The organism is Akkermansia muciniphila, assembly GCF_040616545.1.
GTDB lineage: Bacteria > Verrucomicrobiota > Verrucomicrobiia > Verrucomicrobiales > Akkermansiaceae > Akkermansia > Akkermansia muciniphila_E.
The window spans coordinates 1714046-1740789 of the sequence record NZ_CP156688.1 but is presented as its reverse complement, the minus strand read 5'-3'; the positions used below and the strand labels follow the sequence as shown (position 1 = coordinate 1740789).

Below are 26744 nucleotides of genomic sequence, written 5' to 3'. Positions count from 1 at the left end.
AACATGGGCTCGTCGTTCAATGGATAGGACATCGGTTTCCGGTACCGACGATGTAGGTTCGATTCCTACCGGGCCTACCACCCACATCACACCGCAAGCCGTTGTTAATCACAGCTTGCGGATTTTATTTTCTTGAAAGGAAAAGACATGGAGACATCTTCTAGCGGCATTCCTTCAATCCGGATATGCCCATTCCGGGTCTTCTTTCTGAATCCAATGCTCTCGGGTATTGAGCCGTCCTTTTCCAGGCCGGAAGGCCCCAGGCTTCATTCCCCGGAGCAAAAGGAGGCGGTATCATGGCTCCTTCAAGCTTCCTGACCCGCTGGAATCCCGGGGGGCCTGGAGACGGCTTCACCCGTATATTCGCGGAGAACGGAAGCCACCAGTATTCTGTATTGTTCAAAAAGCGCTTCACGCCCCCTCTTCTGGCAGGCTCTGTGATTCATGCGCCTGCGCCATTCGGCGGCAGCCTCTTCATTTTCCCAGAGGGAAAGGCTGAGCAGCCTGCCCTCCTCCTTCAGGCTTGAAAAACGTTCCGCACTGATGAAACCCGGCATTCCCTCCAACTCGGATTTCAGCGCGCCCGCTAAACGGAGATATTCCTCATGGCCCTCCTTCCTGGGTGTTACCTCAAAAAGCACTGCTACTCTCGCGGGCTTTCCCTTCTTGTGGACGTCATCAGTGGCTTCCCGCCGCTCTGCAATCTTCTCCATGCTGATTCTTTTATTCCTGTTATACTAATCCTTGTTTGAAATTCCGCTGCCGCATGCAGGAACAATGCGTCAGGGTTTTCTTTAAAGGGCCGTTCCCTTTTTCGGCATGAAAAGACGGGTCAGATCGGCTCCTTCAAGTTCCAGAAGCCTGATCTTTGCAGGAATTCCGCCCGCATAGCCTGTCAGGCTCCCGCCTGTGCCCACCACCCGGTGGCATGGGATGATGATGGAAATGGGATTATGCCCCACCGCTCCTCCCACCGCCTGCGCAGACATCCCCTTTTTATTCCCGCGCATGGCTATCTTCCGGGCAATTTCTCCGTAAGTAGTTACTTCCCCATAGGGAATTTCGCAGAGCATCCTCCACACGGCCTGGCGGAACTCTCCACCCACGGGGGCCAGGGGTAATTCACTTATCCGGGGCTTCCCTCCTGCAAAATACCTGTCCAGCCAGTCTTTTGCCGCGGCAAATACAGGCAGACCGTCTCTTTCCTCCATGTTCCCGCTGACGGTATCGCCAAAATACTTCTGGCCTTCCAGCCACAGGCCTGCAAGGTTCCCACCGTCGCTGGCCAGCGTAAGCATTCCCAGGGGGGATGAATAATGTGTCGAATAATATTCCATGTTTCTTACTTCTTTAATGAATTCCATAAATTGACGGCGGCATAGCCGCGCCACGGCCTCCAGCTTTCAGCCAGGGCAAGAATTTCCTTCTGCGTACGCGGAGCAAGCGCCCTTCCGATGCCTTGATCGGCTGAAGGAAAAGCGTCCGTCCACCCGAGCGCCCGCATGGCAATGTACTGCGCCGTCCACGCTCCAATGCCGGGCAGCTTCATCAGCCTTTTCATTTCTGTCTCAGGGTCCGCCCGGAAACTGAAATCAATCGCTCCTTCTTCAAACGCGCGGGCCAGTTCCACAACCGCCCTGCTCCCGGCTTCTGTCATTCCGGAGATGCCCAATCCAGCGCTTTCCGGACTCTTGAGGGAAAGAACCCTCCCCGGCGCGGGAAACACATGGGTCAGTCCCTCCATTCCGGTCCGCACAGGCTCGCCAAGGCCCCGCGCCAATCTCCCTGCCAGGGTATTCGCGGCCTTCATGGAAACCCGCTGTCCCAACACTGTCCGGACCGCCAGCTCATAAGGATCAAAGCAGCCGGGCAACCGGGTGCCGGGAACATACAGTCCCGGAGACAGCCTGTTCATGGAAGCCAGCGTTTCATCCACTGCGGCCGGGTCACCATACAAGTCAAACAAATGCCGTACCCTGGCAAGCACCTGGGACAACACGGGAAGCAGAGACCTCGCAATCACCACGACCAGGGCATTTTTCACGGGACGGTGGCCTACCCGTATCCAGCCATAGACATCCTTGTGCCTTCCGGTTGCAAGGCGCACGGTGCGGCCATATTCGCCGCTGCCTACCGCCTCCACACCGGGAATGGCCCGCAGCGCGAGGAAATCAAGCAATTTCTCCCACTGGTAGGGAGGACGGTAAGGCAGCGTCAGCGTTATCCCGGAACCTTCCTCCTCTTCTCCCTTCCCCAGCTTCCGCAATGCCGCAGGGGAAAGCCTGTATTCTTTTTTGAACAATTCATTGAACCGCCGCAAACTGCCGAACCCCGCGCTCATGGCAACGTCCAGAACCGAAAGCCTCGTGCTCGTCAGGAGATTCTTCGCCAGCAGAAGGCGGAGAGTCTGCAAATACTGAATGGGGGAAACATTGAACTCTGCGGCAAAAGCCCGGCGCAAATGCCGGCCGGTACAGCCCAGGTGCGCGGCAAGCTCTTCCAGGCTTTCCATGTCACCGCAATTCTCCTCCAGGAAATTGGCCGCCCGGCGCGCCAGGGAAGAGGCGGCATCCACCGGGGCGGTCCCGGGCGCAAGCTCCGGGCGGCATTGCAGGCAAGGCCGGAATCCGGCCCGTTCCGCTTCCGCCGCCGTGGCGTAATAGGTGCAATTCCCGGGCCTGGGCAACTTTGCCCGGCATATGGGCCGGCAATAAATGCCCGTAGATACAACCCCCACGAAGAAATGGCCGTCAAACCGGGCATCCTTGGATTTAAAAGCGGCATACCAGGCCTTTTCATTTCCTTTCATGGTTTTGGCAAACTCCACGTTTGAGACTCACTATAGCAAACCTCAGGAATGATTCTCGCCATTTTCGGACATGCATCCAAAAAAATTATTTTGACATCGGGAAAACAATTATATAACCAATTACGTAATCAGTTACATTTTTAACAACCCAACAAAAGCCGGAAACATGGATTTTTTCAACCAGACAGGCAAAATGGCCATTGGAAGCAGACTGCGGATGCTGACGGACAAAATAACGAATGACGCCGCACAGATCTTCCGGATGTACGGTGTGGACATCCGCCCCAAATGGTTTCCCGTATTCTTCGTCCTGTCGCGGGGAGAGGCCAAGACCATTACCTCCATGGCAAAGGAAATCGGGCACTCCCACCCGTCAGTCAGCAACATCGTCAAGGAAATGGGGGCCAGGGGACTGGTAAAAGAAAAAAAGGACAAAACGGACGGGCGGAGAAACCTCATCATGCTATCCGCCAAAGGAAAGAAAATGTCCGATATCATGGCGGAACAGTATCCCGACGTGGAAGCCGCCGTGGAGCAAATTTCCCGTCAGACCCGGAACGATCTGTGGCGCGCGATTGAAGAATGGGAAGGCCTGCTGGCGGAAAAAACGCTGCTGGAACGGGTGAAGGAGGCCAAAAAGGAACGGGAAGGCAGGGACATCGCCATCGTTCCCTACGAGCCCCGCTACCAGGCCGCTTTCAAGACGCTCAATGAAGAATGGATTACGGCGCACTGGCAGATGGAAGAACCGGACCATCACGCGCTGGACCACCCGCAGGAGCACATTCTGGACAAGGGCGGCCACATTTTCGTGGCGCTTTATAAGGAGGAGCCGGTCGGCGTGTGCGCCCTGTGCAAAAAGGATGACCCCGTTCATCAGTATGAGCTGGCCAAACTTGCCGTCAGCCCCAACGCGCAGGGCAAAGGCATCGGCATGCTGCTGTGCCGGACCGTCATCGCCAAGGCGAAAGAGCTGGGCTGCAAAAAAATCTTTCTGGAAAGCAATACCCTGCTGCGCCCGGCCATCCAGCTCTACAGAAAGGCGGGGTTCAAGGAAGTTGAGATTTACCACCCATCCTATGAACGGGTGAATATCCAGATGGAACTGACGCTCCGGTAACGCGCAACCCTTTGTGCACCCCGTCCCGAATAGTTCCGGAGAAAAGCCAATGTCTTTTCCTCCGGTCAAAAAATTCATGTTCCCTCATATCTCCGTCAAACGGTCATCACTCCTCTTCCGGTAAAACAGTCTGGCGTCTTGTGAACAAACTTCATCAAAAAGAGGAAGCATTGCCATTCCCTGATCTCAGATTTTTATTATAAGGGGATCATTTCTCCACTGGTTCCGGCCCGGCAGTTTTTTCTTTAGGAAAAAATCGCTCTTCTTTCGGACGATGGCAGCAGTCAGACGTTATAACAGTTAGAGATGGGGATGAACCGGGCCCCTACCCTCCGGTTCCCCGCCTCTCTCCGCCACTAAACAGTGGCGAAAGTCGCACTGCCATCAATGGAAAAGGTAAAGGCATCCTGCCCCCCCCCTTTCCATGCCCCAACACCAGCAAGGCCGTTTCCTCCGTGCAGAGAGGAAACGGCCAGTTGTTTTTCCGCCTCCCCATTTCCTTCATACATGGCGCGGCCGGAAAAAGAAACATATCCCTTATATTCGCGTCCAGCATGGCGGCACTCCATTTTCCCCTGGAAATTCCGGTGTTCAACCACCTTCCTGCAAACCGTTTCATTCAAAATCGCCGCGTTTTCCAGAAACCTCCCTTTCTTTCATGTTCAAGTCTTTCTTTACCCCGTCCAACTGGACTTGGCAGGAAAATTGCATTATGATGGCAGCGCCCCTTTTCTCATGATTTTCCCTTCACTAGGGATCATGAAGCGCACCCATGAAACAGAGAAAAATCATCCATGTGGATATGGATGCCTTTTACGCATCCATTGAACAGCGCGACCATCCGGAATACCGCGGCAAGCCCATTGCCGTAGGCAGGCCGGAAATGCGCGGCGTGGTGGCGGCGGCCAGCTATGAGGCGCGCCGCTTCGGCGTGCGTTCCGCCATGCCTTCCATGAAGGCGATGAAACTCTGCCCCAAGCTGATTTTCACCAGCAACCGCATGGACGTGTACAAATCCGTTTCAGCGCAGATACGCTCCATATTCCACCGTTATACGGACCTGGTGGAACCCCTTTCCCTGGATGAGGCTTTTCTGGACGTCACGGAGAACAAGCCGGGCATTCCGCTGGCTGTAGATATTGCACGGCGCATCAAGAGGGAAATCAGGCAGGAGCTTCATCTGACGGCCTCCGCAGGCGTTTCCTACAATAAATTCCTGGCTAAGATCGCCTCAGACTACCGCAAGCCGGACGGCCTGTTCACCATTCATCCCTCCCGCGCGGAAGAATTTATTGCGCGGCTTCCCATTGAGGCCTTCTGGGGGGTAGGCCATGCCACCGCGGAACGCATGCGCGCCCTCTCCATCACCAACGGAGCGCAGCTCCGGGAACGGAGCCTGGATTTCCTGCTCCGCCATTTCGGCAAGATAGGAGGAGTCTTCTACAACTTCGCCCGCGGTTTGGACGACCGTCCCGTGGAACCTTCCCGCATCCGCAAATCCGTGGGCTGTGAAGAAACTTACCGGGAAGACGCCACCAAGGCGGAAGCCCTGAAAACACACCTTCCCCTCCTGTCGGAAGAGCTCGCGGGACGCCTGGCGCGCTCCGGATTCCAGGGCAATACGCTGACGCTGAAAGTCAAATTCCCGGACTTCGTCCAGAAGTCCCGGAGCATGACCGTTCCGGATTGCCTGACGGAGACGGAGGACATCCTGCCCCTGGCACGCACCCTGATGGAAGACCTGGATTCCGGAGACCGTACCTTCCGCCTGCTGGGCCTGTCCGTTTCCCATCCCAGGGAAGAGCAAGCCGGGGGAATCTGGGAACAGCTTTGGCTGGACCTGGAATACTAATCCTCCCACAGACTCCCATATTTTTAGGCTTCTTCCCTTAAAATCAACCTTATCCACAAGATATTGGCGTATGAATGAGCGAAATCCGCCCTTACCTGGTCATAGGTACGTATGAATCAGGAAGAACGGAGACACTGGAGATCATGGATAGGAACAATCGCTGAAGGAGTGGCAGGCGTCATGGCCGTGGACGGGGGGATTCCCGCCTCCCAAGACGTGCCTGATCCCGGTCCTTCCCGGACGCGCCGCCCCCTCACGGAAACGGAAAAGCGCATCATCGAGCACCAGGGCACGGAACCGCCCTTTTCCGGGGAGTTCGTCAACTGCTTTGAGCAGGGAACCTATTCCTGCCGCAAGTGCGGGGAAGCCCTGTTCCGGTCGGAAGACAAATTTGACGCCGGATGCGGCTGGCCCTGCTTTGACGACTCCCTGCCGGATGCCGTCAGAAGCATCCACTCAGGTTCCGGACGGCGCACGGAAGTCACATGCGCCCATTGCGGCGCCCATCTGGGCCATATCTTCATGGGGGAACACCTGACGCTGAAGGATACGCGCTACTGCGTCAATTCCCTCTCCCTGGAATTCCAGGCGGAGCCGCAGCCCGCCATGGCGCACAGCTCCCCTTGAGGCGGACAGCACGAAAAAGGACCAGCCGGCAACCGGACAAAACCTCCCGGAAAACAGAATTTTCCGGGAACAATGCCTTGCTGAAACATTCATTCCCGTGCCCGCGTAATTTGGTATCATGAGAATGAACGCACTGCGCATCATCCCGGTACTGCTGGCTCTGTTCCTGGCGCACGCCGTAGGAGCGGAACCCAGAATCGCCTTTCTGGGGGACAGCATCCCGTATTCCGGACAATGGCCTGCCCTGGTGGAGTCAGCCCTGCGGCAGACTCCGGCCTACCGGCATGCGGAAATCGTCAGCATGGCCCTCCCCAGTGAAACAGTCTCCGGCCTGTCGGAACCGGGCCACGCCGGGGGCGCCTTTCCGCGCCCCTGCCTCCATGACCGCCTGGATTCCATTCTGTCCAAATACAGGCCCACCCTCGTCATTGCCTGCTACGGCATGAATGACGGCATGATGAAGCCTTTTTCAGAAGCCGCCTTCCAGGCCTTTAAAAAAGGCATGGAGCGGCTGAAGCAGCGGGTGGAAGGGGCCGGGGCCAAATTCATCGTCATCACGCCGCCCCAGTACATGGCGGATACCCCGGAAAAGGATGCGGCCCGTTACAACCAGGTGCTGGATACCTATGCCGCATGGCTGGTCAGCCGGAAAAAAGCGGGCTGGAAGGTAGTGGACATGCGCCCTGAACTTGCCAGGCAAATCCGGGAGGCGAAGAAAAAGAACCCCAAATTCATTTATGCCGGGGACGGTGTCCACCCGGGCACAGAAGGCCACTCCATGATTGCCGGGGCCGTCTGGCCGCCGCTCGCCTCCATCCTCCGCGTCCCCTCCCGCGTCCGTTTTCCGGAAGGGGATGATTTCAGGAAAGCCCTGGACCGGCATAACGTCTACAAACTGGCATGGCTGACGGAAACGGGCCACCGGCGCCCCGGCATCCCGAAGGGAGTTCCCGTTTCCGTACTTCCCTTCCTCCGGGAGGGAGTAAGCGTCTCGGAATGGCAGGGCTTCCCTTCCCTGCGGTTCAAGGCAGCAGGCAGAAGCGCCACTCTTGTTCTTCCCGGAACACCGGCGGAAAACAAGCCCTGGATATGGCGGCAGGAATTCTTTGGCCATGAGCCCCAGGCGGACGTGGCCCTGCTTAAGAAAGGCTTTCACGTGGCTTATGTGGATGTGCAGAATATGTATGGCTCACCCGCGGCCATGAAAATCATGGACCAGTTTTATAATATCCTGGTCAGGGACTACGGCCTTTCCCCTAAAACGGTCCTGGAAGGGTTCAGCCGCGGAGGCCTGTTCTCCTTTAACTGGGCAGCCCTGCACCCGGACCGGGTAGCGGCCATGTATGTGGATGCCCCCGTTTGCGACGTCGCAAGCTGGCCCGGCGGCAAGGGAAAGGGAAAAGGCTCCCCGGAGGACTGGCGCCGCCTGCTGGACATCTACGGCGTGACGGAACAGGAAGCCGTCTCTGGAAAACTGAGTCCCGTCAACAAGCTGGCTCCCCTGGCCAAGGGCCGCATACCGATCCTCGCCGTAGTGGGGGATGCGGATGACGTGGTGCCCCTGGAAGAGAACATGGCCGTCGTGGAACGGAAATACCGCGCCCTGGGCGGCAGCATCAAGGTAATTCATAAACCGGGGGTGGGCCACCATCCCCACAGCCTCCCGGACCCGGCGCCCATTGTGGATTTTATCCTGGAATCCGTTCGTAAAACCGGAACCCCTGCGGTGAAACAGGAACCGCGCGCCTCCAGATAGCCCCGGTTCCGGCGCCGCATTCCCGCCGCACTGGCGGACAAGGGGATTAGCTTGACTTTCCTGTAATGATCCCTATTCTGGCTCAAGCATTATTTGCAACCACTCACACTTATTATGACCGACCGCAGAATTGTTATCACCGGCATCGGAGTGATCAGCCCCTTGGGCAATGATCTTGCATCCACCTGGGAAGCCATGAAGGCTGGCCGCAGCGGCATTGACACCATCAAGTCCATGGATGTCACCGACTACTCCACGAAAATCGCCGGTGAAGTCAAGGATTTCGATCCGTCCCCCTACTTCAAGACGCCCAAGGACGCGCGCCGCGTGGACCGCTTTACGCACTTTGCCATGGGCGCCGCCGGAATGGCTCTCAAGGATTCCGGCATGGACCTGGACGCGGAAGACAAAACCCGCATCGGCGTCATGGTAGGCAGCGGCATCGGCGGCCTCGGCACGCTGGAAACCCAGCACGCCACGCTTCTCTCCAAGGGGCCGACCCGCGTATCCCCCTTCATGATTCCGTACATGATCAGCAACATCGCCTCCGGCCTCATCTCCATGGAATACGGCCTCGGCGGACCGAACATGTCCATCGTCACGGCCTGTGCTACCTCCAACCACAACATCGGGGAAGCCTGGCGCATCATGAAGTTCGGTGATGCGGACGTCATGGTCTGCGGCGGGGCGGAAGCCACCATCCTGCCCACGGGCGTATCCGGCTTCAGCAACATGAAAGCCCTCAGCTCCCGCAATGACGAGCCCCAGCGCGCCTCCCGCCCGTATGATGTGGACCGCGACGGCTTCGTCATGGGTGAAGGCGCCGGCGTCGTCATTCTGGAAACGCTGGAACACGCCCAGAAACGCGGCGCGAAAATCTATGCGGAACTCGTGGGCTACGGCATCTCCGCAGATGCCTACCACCTGACCGCTCCGGATCCGGAAGGCCGCGGAGCCGCCCGCTGCATGCAGATGGCCCTGGAACACGCCGGAATGAAGCCGGAAGACATTGACTACATCAACACCCACGGCACCTCCACCCCGCTGGGCGACATCTGTGAAACGAAGGCCATCAAGGCCGTCTTTGGCGACCACGCTAAAAACGGCCTGCTCATCAGCTCCACCAAATCCATGACGGGCCACCTTCTGGGCGCCGCCGGCGGTGTGGAACTGGCAGCCTGCATCATGGCCATGCAGGACGGCATCATTCCGCCCACCATCAACGTGGATAACCAGGACCCGGAATGCGATCTGGACTGCGTGCCCAACACGGCCCGGAAGGCCAAGGTGGACGCCGCCCTGAGCAACTCCTTCGGCTTCGGCGGGCATAACTCCTCCGTCATCGTCAAGAGATTCTCCTGATCCCTTCAGGCACCCTCTTCCCGGCGGAAGCGCTGATGTTTGTGTCCACCGCAGCCATCACGCTTCCGCCTTCTTCATTTACAGCCATGCTTTCCCACAAACATCAGGACATTCTGCTCATGCGCTGGGCCCTGTTCTCCGTCACGGGGATCATCCTGATCGTGGTGCTGTATTCCGTGGGCGTCACTCCGGCCTGGGCGCAGGAGCTGAAGGAAGCCATGGCGCCCGCTCCGTTCCTGCTGGGACCGGAAACACCCGCCCTTTCTCCCGGCACGGGCTTCCTGCTGTGCATCATCCTGACTCTGGCCCTGGTCTACGATCTGCTGCTGATCCGCGGGACCCTCCGTAAAACAGCCGTTCTGGCTGCCTTCCTTCTTCTGCTGGCCTGCTTCACTCCCGTGCTGGGGCTGTGGGGCGTTTTCTTCAATCCCGTTCCATGCCTGCTCTCCGCAGGGTGCGCGGGCATTCTCGCCATCCTGTGGCCCCAGCCGCCACCGGACCAGCCCATTTCCGAACCACCCCCCGCTCATGAATAATCTGGACTATCCCCTTCCCGTACTTGAACTGGTAGCCGCCCTGAAACAGCTTCCGGGCATCGGCACCCGCGGCGCGGAGCGCATGGCCCTGTGGATGCTCCAGGGCCACATGGGAGAGGCGGAATCCATTGCCCGCACCATCGGCCAGGCAGCTGAACACGTCACCCCGTGCCCCGTATGCGGCTTTTTCAGCACCGCCGGCGAACCCTGCGCCGCCTGCCGGGATGAAGAGCGGGACAGCTCGCTCATCTGCGTGGTGGAACAGGCTACGGACGTCATTCCCATTGAACGCAGCAGTGCCTACCGCGGGTTGTACCACTGCCTGGGAGGGAAGCTCTCCCCGCTGGACGATGTGGAACCGGAAGACCTCAATATCCACGCCCTGGTGGAACGCGTCACCCGCCAGCCGGGTTGTGAAGTCATTCTGGCGACCGGGTCCGATGTGGAAGGGGAAGCCACGGCAACCTACCTGCACCACCTGCTCAAAGACCTGGACTGCAAGATCACCCGCCCGGCCCAGGGACTGCCTGCCGGCTCCGGCCTCAGCCATGCAGACACGCTGACGCTGATGAAGGCCCTGGAAGGCCGCACACAGCTTTGATACCATTCTTTATTACAGAATTTTATATCTAAATTCATAAATCGTTGTTGAATGGAAAAATTCATCAACAGGAATGGGAAATTGGCTGTGGAAAAGCGCGGGCAATACGCTTCCACAACTTGGGTGGATTGCTCTGGATGACGAGCACTGCGGCTTTATTGATTATGATGGAGGTATCATCAGCGGAGGTACATTTGATGTTAATAAAAAAATTACTCTTAACTTCCCCAAATATTTTAGAATATATCAACCATGAATTATTGCATTCCCCTCTTCGCATGTTTAATTTGTTATAGTTCAATTTCTTATGCAAATGTTAAGGATGGGCCTATTACAAATTCCTCCGGCAATACGTCCTTAAATTATTTTTTAAATAATTACCGAAATTTATCTGAGGAAGACATATCTGTATATTTTAATACGCATTGCAGCGATATTTTAAGTAAATATTCATCTTTTACCCGCGATCAGAGGGATTTATTTAATTTTTTGTTTTCTCTAACACCTGAAATCTATCTTGCAATATGGGAAAGCATAGCTGAAAATTTAGATCCTGATAATTCTTCTCATATGCTTGCGCTAAACGATCTGTTTAACGATCCAATTTACGGGTATACAAGATCGTTCTTCGGACTGAACTGGAAGCAAAAATCCATTAGGGATATCTGTGAAAAATTAATAAACAAATTGAAAGGAAATCCGTCATGGATAAATGAGTTAAACAGTATTCTTCAGGGTGAGGCATGGAAAGATATAACAAGGAACGGTTTGAATGACATGTCAGGAAAAATTCCAAAGACCCCCCTTCCCCGGCAAGGCTACTCTCCTCAATTTAAAAATTGGACAGGAGATGAGATCGTTCAGGCAAAGCTGATTCAAGAGCTGTCAGAAGCCCATACGCAATTCACACAGCATATTTGGAAAACAAAAACGGAACAAGATATTGATTCTCTTTATAAAAAAGGACTCCGGGTGATGCAAATAGCAGAAGAATTATTTGAACTGCCTCCTCCATCCTCGGAGGCGGCTCAGCACCGCTTGGGAAAACTATATCATGAAAAAGTTCACGTTGCCGGATACAAGAAAGGAATGCTGCCTCCGCCTGACATCAAGGAGCCGGAACAGTTTTATCGACGGTTCCTGATTCTTGTGGAAAACCATCCAAAAATGAAATTATTACTGGAACAGTATCCGGAAATAATGACTTCCTCCCCCAGTTATCTTCTGGAAGAAGCCCTGTACCTGGAACAACAGGAAATACAGAACAAGAACTGAGTGGCTTGAAATACGCCATTACATTCTCCGTTACTCCGCCAGGCCGTCCACGCGGGCGCGGTCAAAATCCGCCGGGCAAATCGTCACGTTCACCCGGTCGCCCGGCTTAAGCACATCTCTCAGCGGGGCATTCTTTTTTTCCACAAAAGCCACGGTAGTCTTGCCGTTCGGCAGAGTAGCCCGGAAGGCCGTTTCCGCGATGCGCTCCACAATCACGGCCACCGCCTGCACCATCTGGTAGGGGTAAAGTTTCATCTGGAAAATCAGGTTACAAATTCATCAGCCCGTTCATCAGGTCACTCCCGGTCTTGAGCCCCTTTTCCGCGGCGTCCTGAAGATTGGGCATCACGGGAACGGGAACCTTGTCCGCGGCCGGTATCTTGAAATCGCCGTCACCTTTCTCGTCTTTATCCCTGCCCTCTCCGGCCCCTTTGTTCAGCAGGCGGGACGCTACGTCCGCCACTTCCGCCACCTTCCCCATTCCAATCTGCGTCAAACGGTCTCCCGCCGCCTTGATGAGCCGGGCGGACAAGTCTTCCGACGGGTTGTCCAGCGTGCCTCCAATGTTCACATTGGCCCACACCAGATTGCCGCCCACTCCCTGGCGGGAAGCGGAAAATACGTCGGAAAAGCCCGGCAGGGCGCTCCACAGGCCATCCGCCCGCAGCCCCACCTGGAGCCTTCCGTTCAGTTCGCCACCCTTGCCGACCTCCAGCCAGCCTTCCACCCTCACCAGATTTTCACTTTCCACCAGAATGTCGGAAATATGCCAGGCGTTCCCGCTGTAGCGGAACTGGGCGGATGCCTTGTGCAGGGGCAGCTGGCGGAATCTGGGGGAACCGCAGAACAGGGCCAGCCTGTCCAGAACAGGAAGCCCGGTCAGCATGCCGTCCTGCAACCTCACCAGGCCCGCCACATGGGTCAGTCCGTTCCGGCCGCCGCGCAGGTCCACACCCCCGCTCACGCTCCCTTGGACATGCTTTTTCCAGTCATTTTCCAGAATGGAGGCGGCGGGAACGCTGTTGACCACCATGTTCGCCGTCCAGGAGGAGGAAAGGCCGTCCCAGTCCCCCTTAATGTCCAGATAGCCTCCCGCATCCGTCGTCAGGCGGCAGGAGGGCACGTTCACCCTCCTGCTGGAATGATTGAACTGCGCCGTGCCGGACATCAGGGAAAATTCCGGACAGCCCTTGAAGGGGATCAGCAGCCTGCCCCCCTGAATGTCAAACCTGTACTGGCTGGATCCGGCGTCATGGGTGCTTTCCACGCGGGCTCCGTTCAGGGCATACATCCTGCCGGGCACTCCGTAGGATACGGACAGGGAATCAATGCTTCCCTTTTCCAGGCGGAACGTATCCGGCAGAATATTCTTTTCCACCCAGCTCTTGGGCTCTTCCTCCTTTTCCTTAAAGTGGAAAGGCACCGGGGCCAGTTGAAGCTTTACTTCCGCAATGTTTACGGAGGTGATGACAAAGGCGCGCTTCAGCAGATCCCAGCGGTTGAATTCCGTCTCAATGGATTTTGCCTGGAGGGAGGTCAGGAATTCGTGCCCCTCCATCGTCACGCTGTCGCACCGGATTCCGGAGCCGTCCCAGTCCAAGGGGGCTATTCTGGCGGTATCCACATTCATGTCGTCCACCGCGGACTGACCCAGCATGGTTAAAAAATCATCGCTCTTCAAGTAAGCCCGCACATACAGGTAGGAGCCGGTTACAGCCGCCACGGCCAGCACAAGCGCCCCCAGGACGCTCCACAGCAGCAGCTTTTTCCAAACGCCTCCGGTGCGGGGCTTTTTGCGGCGTATCCTCCTCATTCTGGACATGGTACCAGCCTATATCAAATCCGCCGGGGGTCAAGCCTCCGGATGAGGCCCCCGACTGCCGCAAGCCACGGATAAACGGGCATTCCCGCAGTTTTCCCCTGCCTACCGCGGCCCGTGGTACACCTTGTGCCTTCCGGACGCCATGGTGATGAAGAGCAGGAACAGGGTATATGCCGCCAGAAAGCCTACCGGAATCACGGCCCCATGCTCTCCGCGCCCCAGCGCCTGGATGGGAGCGGCCTGCTTCACCCAGATATTCTGCGCCAGCCAGGTCAGGAAAATGGCCAGCAGGAGCGTGGGCGTCACAAATTTCATGATAAAGCGGTAAATCCTGGGAATCCGGATCACGGAGCCGTCCTCCAGGTCCGTCAGCCCCTTGTCCACCCCCAGCTTCCAGGAAAACAGAATCATCATGACCATGGCGCTTACAAAGAAGCACAGGGTGCCCAGAAAGAAGTCATACGTATCCATCGCCAGCAAGTTCCCGCTGTACCAGGCGACAATCAGGGTGCCCGTGGCCGTGAAAAAACCCTGCACCACCACGGCCATCTTGCGTTTCAGCCCCATGAATTCCTCAATGAAGGACAAGCCCACCTGCATCATGGAGATGGAGCTGGTCACCGCCGCCACGGTCAGGAGCAGGAAAAACAGGCTGCCGAAGACCACGCTGGACCCCATCTTGGCAAAAGCCTGGGGAAGCACCATGAAGCCCAGCGCAAAGGTTCCCTGCCCGGCGGCTCCGGCCACCCCCAGGAACGCCACGGCGGCGGGAACCGTCATCATGCCGGCAATGCCTACCTCGCACACTTCATTGGACGCGGCGGCGGAAAGGCCGCTCAGCGCAATGTCCTCCTTCTTCCTGACATAGCTGGCATACGTCAGGATCAGCCCCGTTCCCACGGAAAGGCTCAGGAACACCTGCCCGGCCGCGGCCACCCAGAGTTCAATGTTTTTCAGTCCGTCCCACAAGGTCACCCTGGTAAGCCTCCGGGCTCCTGCGGACATTTCCACCTGCCGCACGGCTTCATCCATGGCCCCCTCATGGGAGGCGGATACCATGGAGACCGTCTTCCACTCTCCGCTGTGCGGGTCCTGCTCTTCCACCAGTACCTTGCTGGGATTCCACATGTAACCCAGCCCCTGCTCAATGCTGCGGTCCGGCTGGGACGGGTCCGGCGTGCCAATGCATAAAATGCGCACCAGCAGCACCAGGGAAATCAGGAGAAGCAACGGCATGAACCAGCGTGAAAACATCTCAATTCCCTTGCTGATTCCCCGGTAAATGATTCCCAGGTTCAGCAGGATGACCCCTATGACGATCCAGAGCAGCCCGTTGTCAGACAGGAGGGCGCTCCCGTCTCCGTACATGCCCGTGAAGCTGAAGAAGGTATGCGCCGTCCCCTCAGCCGTGGAGAACACTTCCGGCTGGGTCAGCATCTTCCAGAAATAGCCGCAGCACCACGCCTCCACCACCATGTAGTAAAACGCCACGGAGGAAGGCCCCAGAACCGCCAGCACTCCCAGGAACTTCCACAGCCTGGACCCCTTGGTCAGGTACCAGAACACGCCGGGGGCGCAATGGGCGCCCAACTGGCCGCCGCGGCGCCCGATGGACCATTCCGCCCAGGCCACGGGCAGGCCCACCAGCACCAGCATGATGCCGTATGCCACCATGAAGGCTCCCCCGCCATACTGGGCCGCCAGCCCCGGAAAGCGCAGAAAGTTACCCAGCCCCACGGCGCTTCCGGCCACAGCAAGAATCACGCCGATTTTTCCGGACCACTCGTCTTGTTGAGGCTTTGGGGATGACATGCAGGCCATACTGACAAAAAAAGCCTCCCTTTCAAGAGAAAACAGGCTCCTTTCTCATGAAGAAGGCATCATTGCCTCTTGACTTCCTCTTGTTTTTTGGAATCATTCTTTTAGAACTAAACCAAAAAACCGACCATGCTCCTCATTGGAAAACCGGCACCTCATTTTAGTGCAAACGCAGTTGTAAACGGTACCATCGTACCGGATTTCAGTCTTGACCAGTTCAAGGGCAAAAAGTACGTAATCCTGTTCTTCTACCCGAAGGACTTCACGTTCGTATGCCCCACGGAACTGATCGGCTTCCAGGAAGCCCTGGGCGAATTCGACAAGCGTGACGTAGCCGTCGTCGGCTGCTCCACGGACAGCGAATTCTCCCACTGGGCCTGGGTGAACACCCCCCGCGACCAAGGCGGCATCCAGGGCGTGACCTACCCCATCGTTTCCGATATCAACAAGACCATTTCCGCTGACTACGGCGTGCTGGCCGGAGACGAGGAAATTGATGAAGACGGCAACGTGGAAGTCAACGGGGAACTGATCGCCTACCGCGGCCTCTTCCTGATTGACAAAAACGGCATCGTCCGCCACCAGCTCATCAACGACTTCCCGCTGGGACGTTCCATTGATGAAGCCATCCGCGTGGTAGACGCCCTCCAGCACTTTGAACTGTACGGAGAAGTATGCCCCCTTGGCTGGCACAAGGGTGACGCAGCCATGACTCCGTCCCACGAAGGCGTGGCCTCCTACCTCAGCAAGTAAGCTGCCCCCGGCAACATTTCATGGCCGTTTCCCACTCCGGGAAACGGCCTTTTTTGTCGCTTTTTCTAACATATAAACATTGACCCGTGAAACCTTCCGTTTTACCTTACCATGAATGAACTACTTCATTCCTGCTTTCCTATTGGTTTCTGCCTTTGCAGGTTCCGCCTGCGCCGCAAACGCCCAGGCGCCAGAAAGCATCAGGGATCTTGAAACGGCCTACCAAAAATTCTGTTTCCGGCGCGGAGAGTCTCTTCTTCCGGCATTTTCAAAAAAACTTCTCTCTCTTCAGCAGCAGGCAGTCAACCAATCCGACTTTGAAAAAGCCAAGCAGATTCAATCCGTTCTTCAAAGCATCAAAAAAGATATCCTCTCTCCGCCTCCTGCAACTACCATTGACCCGTTTTTCATAGGAAAGGCCTGGAAAAAGAATGGGGACAGCAGTGAATTCACGCAGTTCCTGGATTCCAGCCTGAGGCGGTTCTCAAAAGACGTGAAGCAAACGGCATTCCAGCCCCAGAACCAGTGGGCGGACCCCGGCAAATCCTCCCGGGAAATAGTTGTCTTCAGGGAGGAGCCCCTGCGCATCTGGGTTAAAAAGGATGACTCCACCATCATTCAAATCCATAAGGACTCCGGCATTGACTGGCTCACGCTTCAAGACGGCAGGCAGGGCATCATCAAATCACCGGAACCGGACTTGAACAACCTTCACCAGGAATTCCGGACGGAATATTCCAAAGCGTGCCAGCCGTTGACCCAGAAATATCTGGCCGCTGTGGAAAAAAGGCAGAAGCAGCTGGCCCAGCAGGGAAACATGGAGGAGGCGATCGCCATCCACAGCTACATGAAGCCCTTCCACTCTGACGACAGCCCGGTGGACCAGGTATTAAACGGAATCTGGAAGAACCAGGGCGGCGAGCTGTATGACTTCTCCAACAAGTCAAAAGCGGCCAAGAAAAACCCGGACGGCTCTCTTAAATTCTATCTGGTTTATACGTCTTCCAGTCCCAGGGGGGAATGGAAGCTGGCGCGTGTGGACAGGGGGACCGAAAAGGGAATGGAAGTCATTTTCTTTTCCGCTGAAGGTAAATTATACCTCATTCCCAACAGGCCCTCCCGCTTTTTCTCTATTTTAACGCGCGTATCCGGCAGCTGACATCTCTTCAAGGCGCACATTCCCAGTACTAAAAATCCTTCCGTGCCTGTCCATTCACGGAGCCCGGCGGAAAAAGCTCTCCCCTCCCGGCAGGGGTCTCCGTCCCCAGAAATTGCTAATCCATTGCCACATTCACCTTGTTATTGGCAATCAGATAATTAATCGCCTTCGCCGCCTCCAGCCTGTTCATCATCCCCTCCCGCACCCGCCGGGACAACACGTCCACCAATTTTTCCGCCAGAAGCTTGTCCACCGTTCCAACCTGCACGGCAGCTCTCAGCCTCTGCATGGAAGAGGCCAGCGCTTTCTTCTCTTCCTCCCGTGAAGCTATTTTGGACCGTGCCTCCTGCTCCGCCTGGTTGACAAAGGTTCTGGCCTTGGCCCCTTGCCTCTTTTCCCACGCTTCCCGCGCAGCTCTGGCCCTGGCCTCGGGATCTACGAGTTCTACTTCCGCCTCATAGCTTTTTCCATCTTCTCCAACGACGGAAACAGTATCCCTGACGACGGCAGGGGCGCGGCGCGACTTGAAACGTTCAAAGCGTTCCTTGGCGCTTCTCTCCCCTTTCCCGGAATGGGTATAATACCCGGCGGCGCGCCCGGTTTCCAGCGTACGGCCAGTTCCGGCTTCCGCCGGAAAAACCAGGGAGGATATTCCCATACACCACAGGACAACATTATTTTTATTCATGGCTGTTCAGCAATCTATTCTCTCTGGAAGCGTTTTAACCAGCGGCATTTGTCTCTCACGGCAATGTGACGGTAAAAAACGCTGCACGGCATCACGCGAAAACGGCAGCGCTTCTCCCTCCGCCAAATGGCCGGAACTGTCATAAATCCGGAGGAATACGCGCACGCCCCTTGAGCCGTACAGGGGTGTTTGCTACATCCTTGGCATGAATATGGATTTCATGGCAGCCGCAGCCTCCAGGGAAGATATCTGGACAAGAACCATGGATTTTCTGAACATGCCGGACTGGCTCAAGCTGGAAATGGTGCAGTCCGTGGGCGCTAAAATCCTTCACGTGGTCATCTGGCTGGTAGTAAGCTGGATTCTTCTGAAGCTCCTCTGCCAGGTGCTCCGGAAAATAACCAGCCTGAAAATGTCGCCGCAGGCATCCCGCCTGACGGTAAAAATCGTTAAAAACGCGGGGTACATCATCATCGGTGTGGAAGCCTTCGCCCTGATGGGCTTTGACATCCTTACCCTGCTGGGCGCGGCCAGCATCATCGGCGTGGCGGTGGGCTTCGCCTCCCAGACCTCCCTGTCCAACATCATCAGCGGCCTCTTCCTGGTAGGGGAAAAGCAGATCAACCTGGGGGACATGATTGAAGTGGGGGGCATCACCGGCAATGTGGACTCCATCAACCTCATGTCCGTCCAGCTCCGGCTGGCGAACAACACCATGGTCCGCATCCCCAATGAAATGATCATTAAAAACCCGGTGAGCAACATCACCCGCTTCTCCACACGCCGCTGTGACCTGGACCTGGGGGTGGACTACAATTGCGATATTGAGCACGTGGTGGCCGTGCTTGGGGAAGTGGTCAAACAAAACAGGCTCTGTCTGGACGATCCGGCGCCCGTCATCATGTTCACGGGATTCCAGGACTCCTCCCTGGGGTTCAAGATAGGCGCCTGGTGCCTGAAGGACAACTTCCTGGACTGCCAGAAAACGCTTGCCCATGACATCAAGCACCGCTTTGCGGCAGAGGGAATTTCCTTCCCCTTCCCCACCCGCAGCCTGGAGAGCAGAACCCCCATCAAGGTGGAAATCTCCGGTACGCCGGAGAAAAATCAGTAGGGGCTCTCTTTTTGCTTTCTTTTTGCCGCGTGAAATTTCAATCTTGTCTGCGTAAAATCCGCACTATGTCTGACACATCCGCACCCGTCTATCAAAGAATCCTCCTGAAACTCAGCGGAGAAGCCCTGCGCAGCCCCGGCAGCATGGACAATATTTCCCCGGAAATCGTCGCCCGCATTGCTGAAGAAATCGCCCAGGCTCACCGCGCAGGCGTGCAGCTCGGCCTCGTCGTGGGCGGCGGCAACTTCTGGCGCGGGGCGAAAGCCAGCGTGCGCGGCATGGACCGCGCCACGGCGGATTACGTCGGCATGCTCGCCACGGTGATGAACGCCCTGGCCCTCCAGAGCGCGCTGGAACGCGCGGGAGCCCCCTGCGTGGTCCAGTCCGCCATTGAAATGAAAAACGTAGCGGAACCCTTCATCCGCCTGACGGCCCGTTCCTACCTGGACAATAATAAAATCGTCATCTTTGCCGCGGGCACGGGCAATCCGTTCTTTTCCACGGACACCACGGCGGCCCTGCGCGCCAGCGAGATCAACGCGGAAGTGGTGATGAAGGCCACCTCCGTGGACGGCGTGTACGATGCGGACCCCAAGAAAGTTTCCGGCGCCAAGCGCTTTGACACCATCTCCTACCAGGAATGCCTGGAACGCCAGCTCAAGGTGATGGACTCCACCGCATTCACCCTGTGTATGGACAACAAGAAGCCCATCATCGTATTCGATATGCACGAGCCGGGCAACATCACGCGCGCCCTGCTCGGGGAGCCCATCGGCACCACCATCAGCTAAACGCCCGCAAACCCTTTTCCAACCTACAAAAACACTTAGCACCCACCATCATCATGGACGCAGAAACACTATTATTGGAAACGGAGGAATCCATGCTCAAGGCCGTGGACTTCGCCAAACAGGAATTCTCCGGCGTACGCACGGGAAAAGCCTCCCCCGGCCTCGTGGAAAACCTGGACGTGCACGTCTCCAGCTACGGCTCCGTCATGAAGCTGAAGGGCCTGGCCGTAATCAGCACCCCTGAACCGCGCCTGATCCTCATCCAGCCGTTTGACCCCAGCACCGTTCATGACATCGGCCGCGCCATCAATGAAAGCAAGCTGAACCTCAACCCGCTTGTGGAAGGCCGCTCCATCCGCCTGCCCATTCCCGCCCTCACGGAAGAACGCCGCAAGGACCTGGTGAAGCTGGTAAAATCCCAGGCGGAAGAAGCCCGCGTCCGCGTCCGCGGCGTCCGCAAGGCAGCCATTGACTCCGCCAAAAAGCTCAAGGCGGACAACCTTGTCACGGAAGACGGCCAGCGCGACCTGGAAACGCAGATCCAGAAGCTCACGGACAAATACGTCAAGGAGATTGATGAACTGGTGGCCGCCAAGGAAAAGGACATCATGACCATCTAAGCCAGAACCCTCCATCCCCAACCATTTTACGACAATGACAGACAACGTAACAAACTTCCTCGCCTCCGGCATTGAAATCAAGGGAACCATCCGTTTCCAGAACGACATGCACATCGACGGCAAGATTGAAGGTGAAATCATTTCCGACAAGGGAAAGGTCACCATCGGAGAAACCGCCCAGATCAAGGGTGACATCACCGCCGGAGACGTGCGCATTTACGGCAACGTGGAAGGCAAGGTCACCTCTGACCGCTGCGAGCTCAAGCAGCAGGCCCGCGTCGTGGGAGACATGAAAACCCGCAGCCTCGCCATGGAAGAAGGCGCCCACCTGCTGGGCCGCACGGAAATCGGTTAAGAAAAAAATACGCTCCATTTTTACCAAGCCGTTCCTCAAAAAGGGAACGGCTTTTTTGCGTCCGCGTACAGCACGGAATTCCCCGCCGGAAAAGCAGGTAACAACGCTAGACATCCAGCCTGGAGAGGAAGGCTCCCTCCTTTCGCCTTCATGATCATACGGAACACACAGGAGATTTCCTTCCTTTCACCGCCGTACTTTGCAAGGGCCGGGAAACCTTCACTCCCAGCCGGGTGTCTATGCCCATGTGCGCGGTACAGTACAGGAACAAACTCCGGCGGAATTCATCTGCCTGCGCGACAAACTCCGGCAGACGGGGCGGAAACCACCGCCCCGCGCGCTTCCTCAGGGAAGCGGCGGACGGACGATGGACACGGACCGGGGCTGCGCGGGGTCCAGCACCTTCTTGATAAAGGCGTTCACCTGGTCCAGCGTCATGCCCCTGATGGCGTCCGTCTGCCGTTCAAACGCATCCAGGGGCAGCCCGAACAGGATATCCAGCACCAGCATCTGGCACAGGGCTCCGTTGGACTGCATGGCCAGCAGGCGGGAAGACAGGGCGGAGGCCTTGGTACGCTCCAGCTCCTCTTCCGTCATGCCGCGTTCATGAATCATTTCCAGCGTTTTTTCCAGGCGCTCTCCGGCTTCCTCCAATTGCTCCGGGGAGGTCCCCAGGTAGAAGCAGATGCCCCCGGCATCCATGCCGATGAACAGGCTGGAACTGGCATAATAGGCCAGCCCGGCCTCCTCCCGGATGCTGGTGAACACGGGCCCGGCCATGTCGCTACACCAGGCCTGGAAAACCAGCGCCTGGGCCATTTCCGGAGAAGCTACGTCCACACCGGGCAATCCCACCACCAGAACGGCCTGCTGCTTGTCCAGAACGGCCACTTCCCGTCCGGCTTGCAGCGCGGGGGTGGGAGTAAGAACAGGAGGCGTTCCCTTCCGCATTCCCCCCAGACGCTTTTCCAGAAGAGAGAGAACCTCTTCCTTTCTGACGTCTCCGGAAATGCAGATCACGGCATTGGAAGCGCAAATGATGCGTTCATACTGGCTCTTCACGTCCTGGACCGTTAATGAAGAAAGGCTCTCCGGCGTGCCGGACGGGGAATTCCCGTAGGATACGGGCCCATAGGCCACCTTACGCTCCTGCCTGAAGGCCACGGAAAGAGGGTCTTCCATATCCTCCTCCGCATCCGCCACAAAAGATTCCTTTTCCCGCAGGAAGGCGTCTTCCGGGAAAGAGGGGTTCATCACCACATCCGCCATCAGTTCCAGACCGGCGTCCAGGTCTTCCGCCAGAATCTGGCAGCCCACGCTCAGGGAATTATTGCCGGTGGAAGTATTGATGGCCCCTCCTATGTCTTCCAGAAAACGGGCGATGTCCGCCGCGGAACGCGTGGCGGTGCCTTTCAGCAGACACTCGGACATCAAATCCGTCACTCCGGCGTCCCGTTCATTCTCCGCACGGCAGCCGGCCTTGAAGGCTAGGCAGGCATAGGCCAGCGGGAGGCGGTGGTCTTCACGGATCACTACCTTCATGCCGTTGCCCAGCACGTGCTCGCTCAGGGCCGTTTCCGCCCCGGCGGCGGAGCCGTCTCCATCCTCGGCATTGCTGCCCAGGGGGTCCAGGCTGACCTCCGTCACATTCGGGGAGGACAGCCAGGTGGAACACACGCGGCGCAGGTCTTCCGTCGTCACCCGTTCAATGGCCTCCTGCCATTCGGAAGACAGGTTCAAATTGCGCGCGCCGAACCAGTCAGCCCCCATTTCCGAGGCTACCCCGGCAGCGGAACTCCTGCGGCGCAGGCGGCTGACCCGCGTCTGCTTGCAGACCCTCTTCAGGTCCTCCGTAAAATCCTCCTGCGCCAGATCCCGGAGCTCCTGGAGCACCAGGTCCCGCACCTTATCGCGCTGGGCCCGGTCCACGTCAATGCTGATGGTGAACGCCCCTTCGTCAGACTCGGACTGGTTGGAATGCACCTCAATGCTATACACCAGGCCCAGCCGGTCATGGAATTTTTCATAAAAACGCGCGGAACGCCCTCCGCCCAGAATACTGGCCAGGGCGGAAAGAGCCGGCGTATCCGGATGGCCGGAACAGGGCAGCCGCCACGCAAGGTTCAGCTTGGAGTAAGGCACGGCAAATTCCTTCCGCACCCTGCGGGAGCCGAACTGGTGCGGTTCATGGGGAATAAGCTCCCGGTTCAGCGGGCGGGACTTCAAATCCTCCACCAGCAGTTCCAAGTGGGAAAGAATCTCCGCGGCGTCCACATCCCCGGCGATGGAAAGCACCACGTTGTTCGGAACATAGCGGCTGCCATGGTAATCCAGCACGTCCTGGCGCGTCAGCGCGTCAAAGGAAGCCGGTTCCCCCAGCACGGGCCAGCGGCGCGGGTGCTTCAGGTACAGCGTCTGCATCAGAAGCTGGTAGGCCACGGAATCCGGATCATCCGCATACATGGCCATCTCCCGGCGCACCACTTCCTTCTCCCGTTCCATATCTTCTTCCGGGAACGTGGGGGAAAACACCAGCTCCGTCAGGAGATTCAGGAAAATCTGCCAGGACTCCGCCGGGCCGTCTATATAATAAACAGTGCGGTTCACGCTGGTATACGCATTCCAGTGGCCCCCGCGCTCCTGCACCTTGCGGGCCAGGTCCGGGCCGGAGTAATTCTCCGTTCCCTTGAATACCAGGTGTTCCAGTAAATGGGAAAGGCCGCTTCCCTGCCAATGCCCCTCATTCATGGAGCCCGTGCCCACCCAGTACTGGAGGGACACTACGGGATGGGACTTGTCCTCCTTGATCAAAACCGTCAAACCGTTTCCAAAACGGCGCATCACAGGTTCCTTGGCTGAACTCATGTTACTTACCGTGCCTCAAGAAGGGAGGCCATGCAAGCCGCCGCTCCGTACGCGCCGCGGCACTGTCAGACTTACTCCGGTTCCAAAAACGCAATTGAACCAAAAACCTTCCTCAAAAAAACATGATGACTACACATTTTTTTGAACAAATCTTAAACTCTGTTACTCTATCAGTCGTAGAACGGCAGTTCATATGCCGTTCCCTATCAACACCACCAACCTCATACATCAATAACATGAAAAAGATCCTCGCTGTAGCAGCCTTTGCTTTCGCCTTCAGTGTCAACGGCTATGCCCAGGAAGCCGCCGCCCCGTCCGACTCCTCCGCCCCCGCCGCCCAGAAGTGCTGCAAGAAAGACAAAAAGTGCGACAAGAAATGCAATAAGGAAGGCAAGTGCGGCAAAAAGTGCGACAAGCCCTGCAGCAAGGGTGAAAAGCCCTGCGACTGCCCCAAAAAGGAAGAAGCTCCCAAGGCCTAACCCCACGGAAACCATTACAATGAACACCAGCCCTTGCCGGAACCTTTCGGCAAGGGTTTTCTCCACCGGGAGGAAGTAAAACATCCATCCCGTTGACCATGAAATTACTTGATCTTAACCTTCAACCCATTTTATAAATTGTCATCATGAAAACAACCTCCATTCTTACCATCGGCTGTGCAGCCATCGCTCTGTCCATGACCGCCTGCACCAACTTCGGTTCCCCGAATACTTACAACATGAACGAAATCGGCGGCGCCCAGGAAACCTACACCGGTACGGTCACCAGCGTGGAAAACGTCAAAATCCAGGCCAATAACGCCAATGCCGGCACCGGCATCGGCGCCGTGGCAGGCGGCCTGACCGGCGCCATGTTCGGCGGCGGCAACGCCAAGTACGCCACCGCGGCGGGCGGCGCCATTCTGGGCGGCGTTGCCGGCAACCAGATTGACAAGGCCGTGAACAACACGACCGGCCAGCGCATCACCGTGCGCCTGGACCAGAAGAGAAACGGCACCCGCAGCTACACGGTCGTCCAGGTGGCCAGCAAGAACAACCCGATCTATGTTGGGCAGCGCGTACGCGTGATCATTGGCAACAACGGTTCCCGCGTCCTGGCCTATTAACTGGCCGTCATTCCCTGACCAGCTACATACCGGCATGATCTTCGGCACCTTACCCGGCGGCGCTCCAGTAGAATTGTTCGAACTGTCTTCCGACAAGTTGACGGTACGCATCAGCAACTACGGAGGGCGCATCATCTCCGTCGTCAAGGACGGCATGGATATGATCGTTGGGCCCAAGCACTTTGAAGACATGTTGAAAGATACCTGTTATTGCGGTGCGATTTGCGGCCGTGTCGCGAATCGCATCGCAAAAGGCAGGTTCTCCATTGACGGAGACTCCCGCTCCGTGGCCGTCAACAACGGCCCCAACCACCTGCACGGCGGCATCCAGGGCTTTGACAGCAAAATCTGGCAGGTTCAGGAAGCCACGCGCAGCGCCCTGGTGCTCACCCTGCACTCCGCAGACGGGGAGGAAAACTACCCGGGCAACCTGGAAGTGGTGGCCACTTACACCGTGGTGGAGGAAACCCTCCACCTGCGCCTGGAAGCGTACGCGGACGCGGCCACCATCGTCAATCTTACCAACCACGCCTACTGGAACCTCTCCAGCAAGCCCACCATTGACTCCATGACGCTGGAGGTGCGGGCATCCGCCTACACCCCGGTGGACTCAACCAATATCCCGGACGGGCGCATCCTGCCCGTGGAAGGTACGGACTTTGACCTGCGGAAGGCAGCCCTGCTGGGCGAGCGCAATTCCGCCGCCCATCCGGACACAGCCGCCGGACTGGACCACAACTACGTGCTGGATTCCGAACCCGGCGACAAGATTGCCGCCATCCTTCTTGACCCGGAATCCGGACACCGCCTGATGGTGGCAACGGACGCGCCGGGCCTCCAGGTTTATACCGGGGAATACCTGCCCCGGGCCCGCCAGGGAATCGCGCTGGAAGCCCAGGGCTTCCCCAACGCCGTCAACACGCCCCATTTTCCCAGCGTCATCCTGCGCCCCGGCCAGTCCGCCACGCGCAATATCACCTGGACCGTCAGGTAGGAAGCAGGGAGGGGCCATCTGAACGTTCCCTGCACCGCTACACCGCCGCATACAGGGCTTCCGCCACCACTTTTTGCAGGCCTTCCGCCATGCGTTCCATGGAACGGCCCACAAAAATCAGATCCGCCACGGCCACCAGATTGTCCTGATACCGTTTCGGCAGACGGGTAAACATGCCGGTAAGGGACGCCGCATGCTCCGCCAGCGTCTCCAACGCTGGCGCCAGCTCCTCCAGAGCCTTCCCGTTCCAGGTGGAAACGGCCTTGTTCACAGCCCTGAACCGCTCCGCCATCTCCCGGTACACGGGGTCCGCCTGGGCAGTCTCCCGGATGCGGGGGCGCTTGTTGAGCTTGTTGGCCCTCTTGGCGACCGTGACGGCCTCATCCCCAATGCGCTCATACATGGAAGACATGCGTATGGAAGCCAGCACCACCTTGAGATCGGAGGCCACCGGGCTGTAAAAAGCCAGCAGGTGCAGTCCTTCCCGGTCCACCGTCATTTCCAGCTCGTCCAGCTCCTCGTCATCGGCAATCGCCTGGTTGGCGGCGGATTCATTCTGCTGCAAAAGTCCTGCGGCGGCCAGGTCAAGGGCGCTCTGCGCCTTGTAGGCCATCTGCATTAAATGCGTATTCAGGGAGGAAAGGGCGGCGTCAAACTCCCTCAGGGCATGTGCGTCGTGATTCATGATTCGGAATATTGGCTTGCTGGCGGGCAGCGGTTCT

28 protein-coding genes and 1 tRNA gene are annotated in these 26744 nt (G+C 57.3%); 19 read left to right on the top strand and 10 right to left on the bottom strand.

The annotated features are described in order from the left end of the window. Positions 1-5 precede the first annotated feature (5 nt). A tRNA-Arg gene (locus tag ABGM91_RS07145) sits at positions 6-80 on the top strand. A 225-nt stretch (positions 81-305) separates the two neighbouring features. Here the strand turns inward: ABGM91_RS07145 and ABGM91_RS07140 are convergent. The 3 genes from ABGM91_RS07140 to ABGM91_RS07130 form a co-directional block, all read right to left on the bottom strand. Beyond that, on the bottom strand, positions 306-713 hold the full coding sequence (locus ABGM91_RS07140) for an antibiotic biosynthesis monooxygenase (protein WP_354830876.1): 408 nt from the start codon (positions 711-713) through the stop codon (positions 306-308). Positions 714-794: 81 nt separating this feature from the next. Then, entirely contained in the window at positions 795-1337 is a 543-nt protein-coding gene (locus ABGM91_RS07135) for a methylated-DNA--[protein]-cysteine S-methyltransferase (protein ID WP_290566197.1), read from the bottom strand. Between the two features lie 5 nt (positions 1338-1342). Then, complete coding sequence (locus tag ABGM91_RS07130) at positions 1343-2809, bottom strand: AlkA N-terminal domain-containing protein (protein ID WP_354830873.1); 1467 nt, start codon at positions 2807-2809, stop codon at positions 1343-1345. A 166-nt stretch (positions 2810-2975) separates the two neighbouring features. Here ABGM91_RS07130 and ABGM91_RS07125 point away from each other — a divergent pair, with 166 nt between their 5' ends. After that, entirely contained in the window at positions 2976-3929 is a 954-nt protein-coding gene (locus ABGM91_RS07125) for a bifunctional helix-turn-helix transcriptional regulator/GNAT family N-acetyltransferase (RefSeq protein ID WP_354830870.1), read from the top strand. A gap of 356 nt (positions 3930-4285) precedes the next feature. On the opposite strand, the gene ABGM91_RS07120 is transcribed toward ABGM91_RS07125, so the two are convergent. Beyond that, positions 4286-4552 (bottom strand): hypothetical protein, encoded by a 267-nt coding sequence (locus ABGM91_RS07120; protein ID WP_354830867.1) that lies wholly within the window; start codon positions 4550-4552, stop codon positions 4286-4288. Between the two features lie 149 nt (positions 4553-4701). On the opposite strand from ABGM91_RS07120, the gene dinB reads away from it, so the two are divergent. From dinB to ABGM91_RS07080, 8 genes are all read left to right on the top strand, one after another. Next, on the top strand, positions 4702-5781 hold the full coding sequence (gene dinB / locus ABGM91_RS07115) for a DNA polymerase IV (protein WP_215429731.1): 1080 nt from the start codon (positions 4702-4704) through the stop codon (positions 5779-5781). Between the two features lie 111 nt (positions 5782-5892). Further along, positions 5893-6408 (top strand): peptide-methionine (R)-S-oxide reductase, encoded by a 516-nt coding sequence (locus tag ABGM91_RS07110; protein WP_251841507.1) that lies wholly within the window; start codon positions 5893-5895, stop codon positions 6406-6408. A gap of 124 nt (positions 6409-6532) precedes the next feature. Then, a complete protein-coding gene (locus ABGM91_RS07105) occupies positions 6533-8164 on the top strand; it encodes an alpha/beta fold hydrolase (protein ID WP_354830863.1) in 1632 nt (543 codons plus the stop codon). 114 nt (positions 8165-8278) lie between these two features. Then, on the top strand, positions 8279-9526 hold the full coding sequence (fabF, locus tag ABGM91_RS07100) for a beta-ketoacyl-ACP synthase II (RefSeq protein WP_215429721.1): 1248 nt from the start codon (positions 8279-8281) through the stop codon (positions 9524-9526). Between the two features lie 86 nt (positions 9527-9612). Beyond that, on the top strand, positions 9613-10062 hold the full coding sequence (locus tag ABGM91_RS07095) for a hypothetical protein (protein WP_290566190.1): 450 nt from the start codon (positions 9613-9615) through the stop codon (positions 10060-10062). After that, on the top strand, positions 10055-10663 hold the full coding sequence (recR, locus tag ABGM91_RS07090) for a recombination mediator RecR (protein ID WP_354830860.1): 609 nt from the start codon (positions 10055-10057) through the stop codon (positions 10661-10663). The genes ABGM91_RS07095 and recR overlap by 8 nt, the downstream gene beginning before the upstream one ends. Positions 10664-10736: 73 nt before the next feature. Continuing rightward, positions 10737-10919 carry a hypothetical protein gene (locus ABGM91_RS07085; protein WP_354830857.1) on the top strand — a complete coding sequence of 61 codons (183 nt, stop codon included), beginning with the start codon at positions 10737-10739 and terminating at the stop codon, positions 10917-10919. Then, positions 10916-11938, top strand: a complete 1023-nt coding sequence (locus ABGM91_RS07080) for a hypothetical protein (RefSeq protein ID WP_354830854.1) — start codon at positions 10916-10918, stop codon at positions 11936-11938. Before ABGM91_RS07085 ends, ABGM91_RS07080 begins: the two co-directional genes overlap by 4 nt. Positions 11939-11968: 30 nt before the next feature. Here ABGM91_RS07080 and ABGM91_RS07075 read toward each other — a convergent pair whose 3' ends face one another. From ABGM91_RS07075 to ABGM91_RS07065, 3 genes are all read right to left on the bottom strand, one after another. Next, a complete protein-coding gene (locus ABGM91_RS07075; RefSeq protein WP_215429709.1) occupies positions 11969-12193 on the bottom strand; it encodes a hypothetical protein in 225 nt (74 codons plus the stop codon). A 13-nt stretch (positions 12194-12206) separates the two neighbouring features. Then, complete coding sequence (locus ABGM91_RS07070) at positions 12207-13760, bottom strand: hypothetical protein (RefSeq protein WP_354830851.1); 1554 nt, start codon at positions 13758-13760, stop codon at positions 12207-12209. 102 nt (positions 13761-13862) lie between these two features. After that, positions 13863-15572 carry a hypothetical protein gene (locus ABGM91_RS07065; protein WP_215429705.1) on the bottom strand — a complete coding sequence of 570 codons (1710 nt, stop codon included), beginning with the start codon at positions 15570-15572 and terminating at the stop codon, positions 13863-13865. A gap of 135 nt (positions 15573-15707) precedes the next feature. Between ABGM91_RS07065 and ABGM91_RS07060 the strand changes: the two genes are divergently transcribed. Together ABGM91_RS07060 and ABGM91_RS07055 are read left to right on the top strand one after the other, a co-directional pair. Next, positions 15708-16331, top strand: a complete 624-nt coding sequence (locus ABGM91_RS07060) for a peroxiredoxin (protein WP_354830849.1) — start codon at positions 15708-15710, stop codon at positions 16329-16331. A 493-nt stretch (positions 16332-16824) separates the two neighbouring features. Continuing rightward, a complete protein-coding gene (locus ABGM91_RS07055) occupies positions 16825-17490 on the top strand; it encodes a hypothetical protein (protein WP_290566187.1) in 666 nt (221 codons plus the stop codon). Positions 17491-17605: 115 nt separating this feature from the next. Here ABGM91_RS07055 and ABGM91_RS07050 read toward each other — a convergent pair whose 3' ends face one another. After that, entirely contained in the window at positions 17606-18178 is a 573-nt protein-coding gene (locus ABGM91_RS07050) for a hypothetical protein (RefSeq protein WP_354830846.1), read from the bottom strand. Positions 18179-18383: 205 nt separating this feature from the next. Here ABGM91_RS07050 and ABGM91_RS07045 point away from each other — a divergent pair, with 205 nt between their 5' ends. From ABGM91_RS07045 to ABGM91_RS07030, 4 genes are all read left to right on the top strand, one after another. Next, on the top strand, positions 18384-19292 hold the full coding sequence (locus ABGM91_RS07045; RefSeq protein ID WP_290566185.1) for a mechanosensitive ion channel family protein: 909 nt from the start codon (positions 18384-18386) through the stop codon (positions 19290-19292). A 65-nt stretch (positions 19293-19357) separates the two neighbouring features. Continuing rightward, the gene (pyrH, locus tag ABGM91_RS07040) at positions 19358-20083 is read left to right on the top strand and encodes a UMP kinase (protein WP_354830843.1); all 726 of its coding nucleotides are present in this window, start codon (positions 19358-19360) and stop codon (positions 20081-20083) included. A gap of 53 nt (positions 20084-20136) precedes the next feature. Then, positions 20137-20703: a ribosome recycling factor gene (gene frr / locus ABGM91_RS07035; protein WP_102713087.1), complete on the top strand. Its 567-nt coding sequence runs from the start codon at positions 20137-20139 to the stop codon at positions 20701-20703. 34 nt (positions 20704-20737) lie between these two features. Further along, entirely contained in the window at positions 20738-21058 is a 321-nt protein-coding gene (locus ABGM91_RS07030; RefSeq protein WP_012420356.1) for a polymer-forming cytoskeletal protein, read from the top strand. 345 nt (positions 21059-21403) lie between these two features. Here the strand turns inward: ABGM91_RS07030 and ABGM91_RS07025 are convergent, their stop codons facing one another. Then, positions 21404-23923, bottom strand: coding sequence for a pitrilysin family protein (locus ABGM91_RS07025; protein ID WP_354830836.1), 2520 nt, complete (start codon positions 23921-23923; stop codon positions 21404-21406). A gap of 236 nt (positions 23924-24159) precedes the next feature. On the opposite strand from ABGM91_RS07025, the gene ABGM91_RS07020 reads away from it, so the two are divergent. The 3 genes from ABGM91_RS07020 to ABGM91_RS07010 all read left to right on the top strand — a co-directional run bounded on the left by ABGM91_RS07020 (position 24160) and on the right by ABGM91_RS07010 (position 26022). Next, a complete protein-coding gene (locus tag ABGM91_RS07020; RefSeq protein WP_354830833.1) occupies positions 24160-24402 on the top strand; it encodes a hypothetical protein in 243 nt (80 codons plus the stop codon). A 146-nt stretch (positions 24403-24548) separates the two neighbouring features. Then, positions 24549-25028: a glycine zipper 2TM domain-containing protein gene (locus ABGM91_RS07015; RefSeq protein ID WP_354830830.1), complete on the top strand. Its 480-nt coding sequence runs from the start codon at positions 24549-24551 to the stop codon at positions 25026-25028. 34 nt (positions 25029-25062) lie between these two features. Then, positions 25063-26022: an aldose epimerase family protein gene (locus ABGM91_RS07010; RefSeq protein ID WP_215429683.1), complete on the top strand. Its 960-nt coding sequence runs from the start codon at positions 25063-25065 to the stop codon at positions 26020-26022. A gap of 37 nt (positions 26023-26059) precedes the next feature. Here the strand turns inward: ABGM91_RS07010 and ABGM91_RS07005 are convergent, their stop codons facing one another. Then, positions 26060-26707 (bottom strand): PhoU domain-containing protein, encoded by a 648-nt coding sequence (locus tag ABGM91_RS07005; RefSeq protein ID WP_354830827.1) that lies wholly within the window; start codon positions 26705-26707, stop codon positions 26060-26062. Positions 26708-26744: the final 37 nt, after the last annotated feature.

Excerpts from the sequence above, each read along its gene's own strand:
- ABGM91_RS07125 (WP_354830870.1), top strand. The coding sequence starts at position 2,976 with ATGGATTTTTTCAACCAGACAGGCAAAATGGCCATTGGAAGCAGACTG.
- ABGM91_RS07105 (WP_354830863.1), top strand. The coding sequence starts at position 6,533 with ATGAACGCACTGCGCATCATCCCGGTACTGCTGGCTCTGTTCCTGGCG.
- ABGM91_RS07065 (WP_215429705.1), bottom strand. The coding sequence starts at position 15,572 with ATGTCATCCCCAAAGCCTCAACAAGACGAGTGGTCCGGAAAAATCGGC.
- ABGM91_RS07110 (WP_251841507.1), top strand. The coding sequence starts at position 5,893 with ATGAATCAGGAAGAACGGAGACACTGGAGATCATGGATAGGAACAATC.
- ABGM91_RS07080 (WP_354830854.1), top strand. The coding sequence starts at position 10,916 with ATGAATTATTGCATTCCCCTCTTCGCATGTTTAATTTGTTATAGTTCA.
- ABGM91_RS07025 (WP_354830836.1), bottom strand. The coding sequence starts at position 23,923 with ATGAGTTCAGCCAAGGAACCTGTGATGCGCCGTTTTGGAAACGGTTTG.
- ABGM91_RS07015 (WP_354830830.1), top strand. The coding sequence starts at position 24,549 with ATGAAAACAACCTCCATTCTTACCATCGGCTGTGCAGCCATCGCTCTG.
- fabF (WP_215429721.1), top strand. The coding sequence starts at position 8,279 with ATGACCGACCGCAGAATTGTTATCACCGGCATCGGAGTGATCAGCCCC.
- ABGM91_RS07005 (WP_354830827.1), bottom strand. The coding sequence starts at position 26,707 with ATGAATCACGACGCACATGCCCTGAGGGAGTTTGACGCCGCCCTTTCC.
- ABGM91_RS07050 (WP_354830846.1), bottom strand. The coding sequence starts at position 18,178 with ATGAATAAAAATAATGTTGTCCTGTGGTGTATGGGAATATCCTCCCTG.
- ABGM91_RS07085 (WP_354830857.1), top strand. The coding sequence starts at position 10,737 with ATGGGAAATTGGCTGTGGAAAAGCGCGGGCAATACGCTTCCACAACTT.
- ABGM91_RS07020 (WP_354830833.1), top strand. The coding sequence starts at position 24,160 with ATGAAAAAGATCCTCGCTGTAGCAGCCTTTGCTTTCGCCTTCAGTGTC.
- frr (WP_102713087.1), top strand. The coding sequence starts at position 20,137 with ATGGACGCAGAAACACTATTATTGGAAACGGAGGAATCCATGCTCAAG.
- ABGM91_RS07075 (WP_215429709.1), bottom strand. The coding sequence starts at position 12,193 with ATGAAACTTTACCCCTACCAGATGGTGCAGGCGGTGGCCGTGATTGTG.
- ABGM91_RS07140 (WP_354830876.1), bottom strand. The coding sequence starts at position 713 with ATGGAGAAGATTGCAGAGCGGCGGGAAGCCACTGATGACGTCCACAAG.
- ABGM91_RS07070 (WP_354830851.1), bottom strand. The coding sequence starts at position 13,760 with ATGTCCAGAATGAGGAGGATACGCCGCAAAAAGCCCCGCACCGGAGGC.
- ABGM91_RS07135 (WP_290566197.1), bottom strand. The coding sequence starts at position 1,337 with ATGGAATATTATTCGACACATTATTCATCCCCCCTGGGAATGCTTACG.
- dinB (WP_215429731.1), top strand. The coding sequence starts at position 4,702 with ATGAAACAGAGAAAAATCATCCATGTGGATATGGATGCCTTTTACGCA.
- ABGM91_RS07060 (WP_354830849.1), top strand. The coding sequence starts at position 15,708 with ATGCTCCTCATTGGAAAACCGGCACCTCATTTTAGTGCAAACGCAGTT.
- ABGM91_RS07045 (WP_290566185.1), top strand. The coding sequence starts at position 18,384 with ATGAATATGGATTTCATGGCAGCCGCAGCCTCCAGGGAAGATATCTGG.
- ABGM91_RS07130 (WP_354830873.1), bottom strand. The coding sequence starts at position 2,809 with ATGAAAGGAAATGAAAAGGCCTGGTATGCCGCTTTTAAATCCAAGGAT.
- ABGM91_RS07010 (WP_215429683.1), top strand. The coding sequence starts at position 25,063 with ATGATCTTCGGCACCTTACCCGGCGGCGCTCCAGTAGAATTGTTCGAA.
- ABGM91_RS07095 (WP_290566190.1), top strand. The coding sequence starts at position 9,613 with ATGCTTTCCCACAAACATCAGGACATTCTGCTCATGCGCTGGGCCCTG.
- pyrH (WP_354830843.1), top strand. The coding sequence starts at position 19,358 with ATGTCTGACACATCCGCACCCGTCTATCAAAGAATCCTCCTGAAACTC.
- ABGM91_RS07030 (WP_012420356.1), top strand. The coding sequence starts at position 20,738 with ATGACAGACAACGTAACAAACTTCCTCGCCTCCGGCATTGAAATCAAG.
- recR (WP_354830860.1), top strand. The coding sequence starts at position 10,055 with ATGAATAATCTGGACTATCCCCTTCCCGTACTTGAACTGGTAGCCGCC.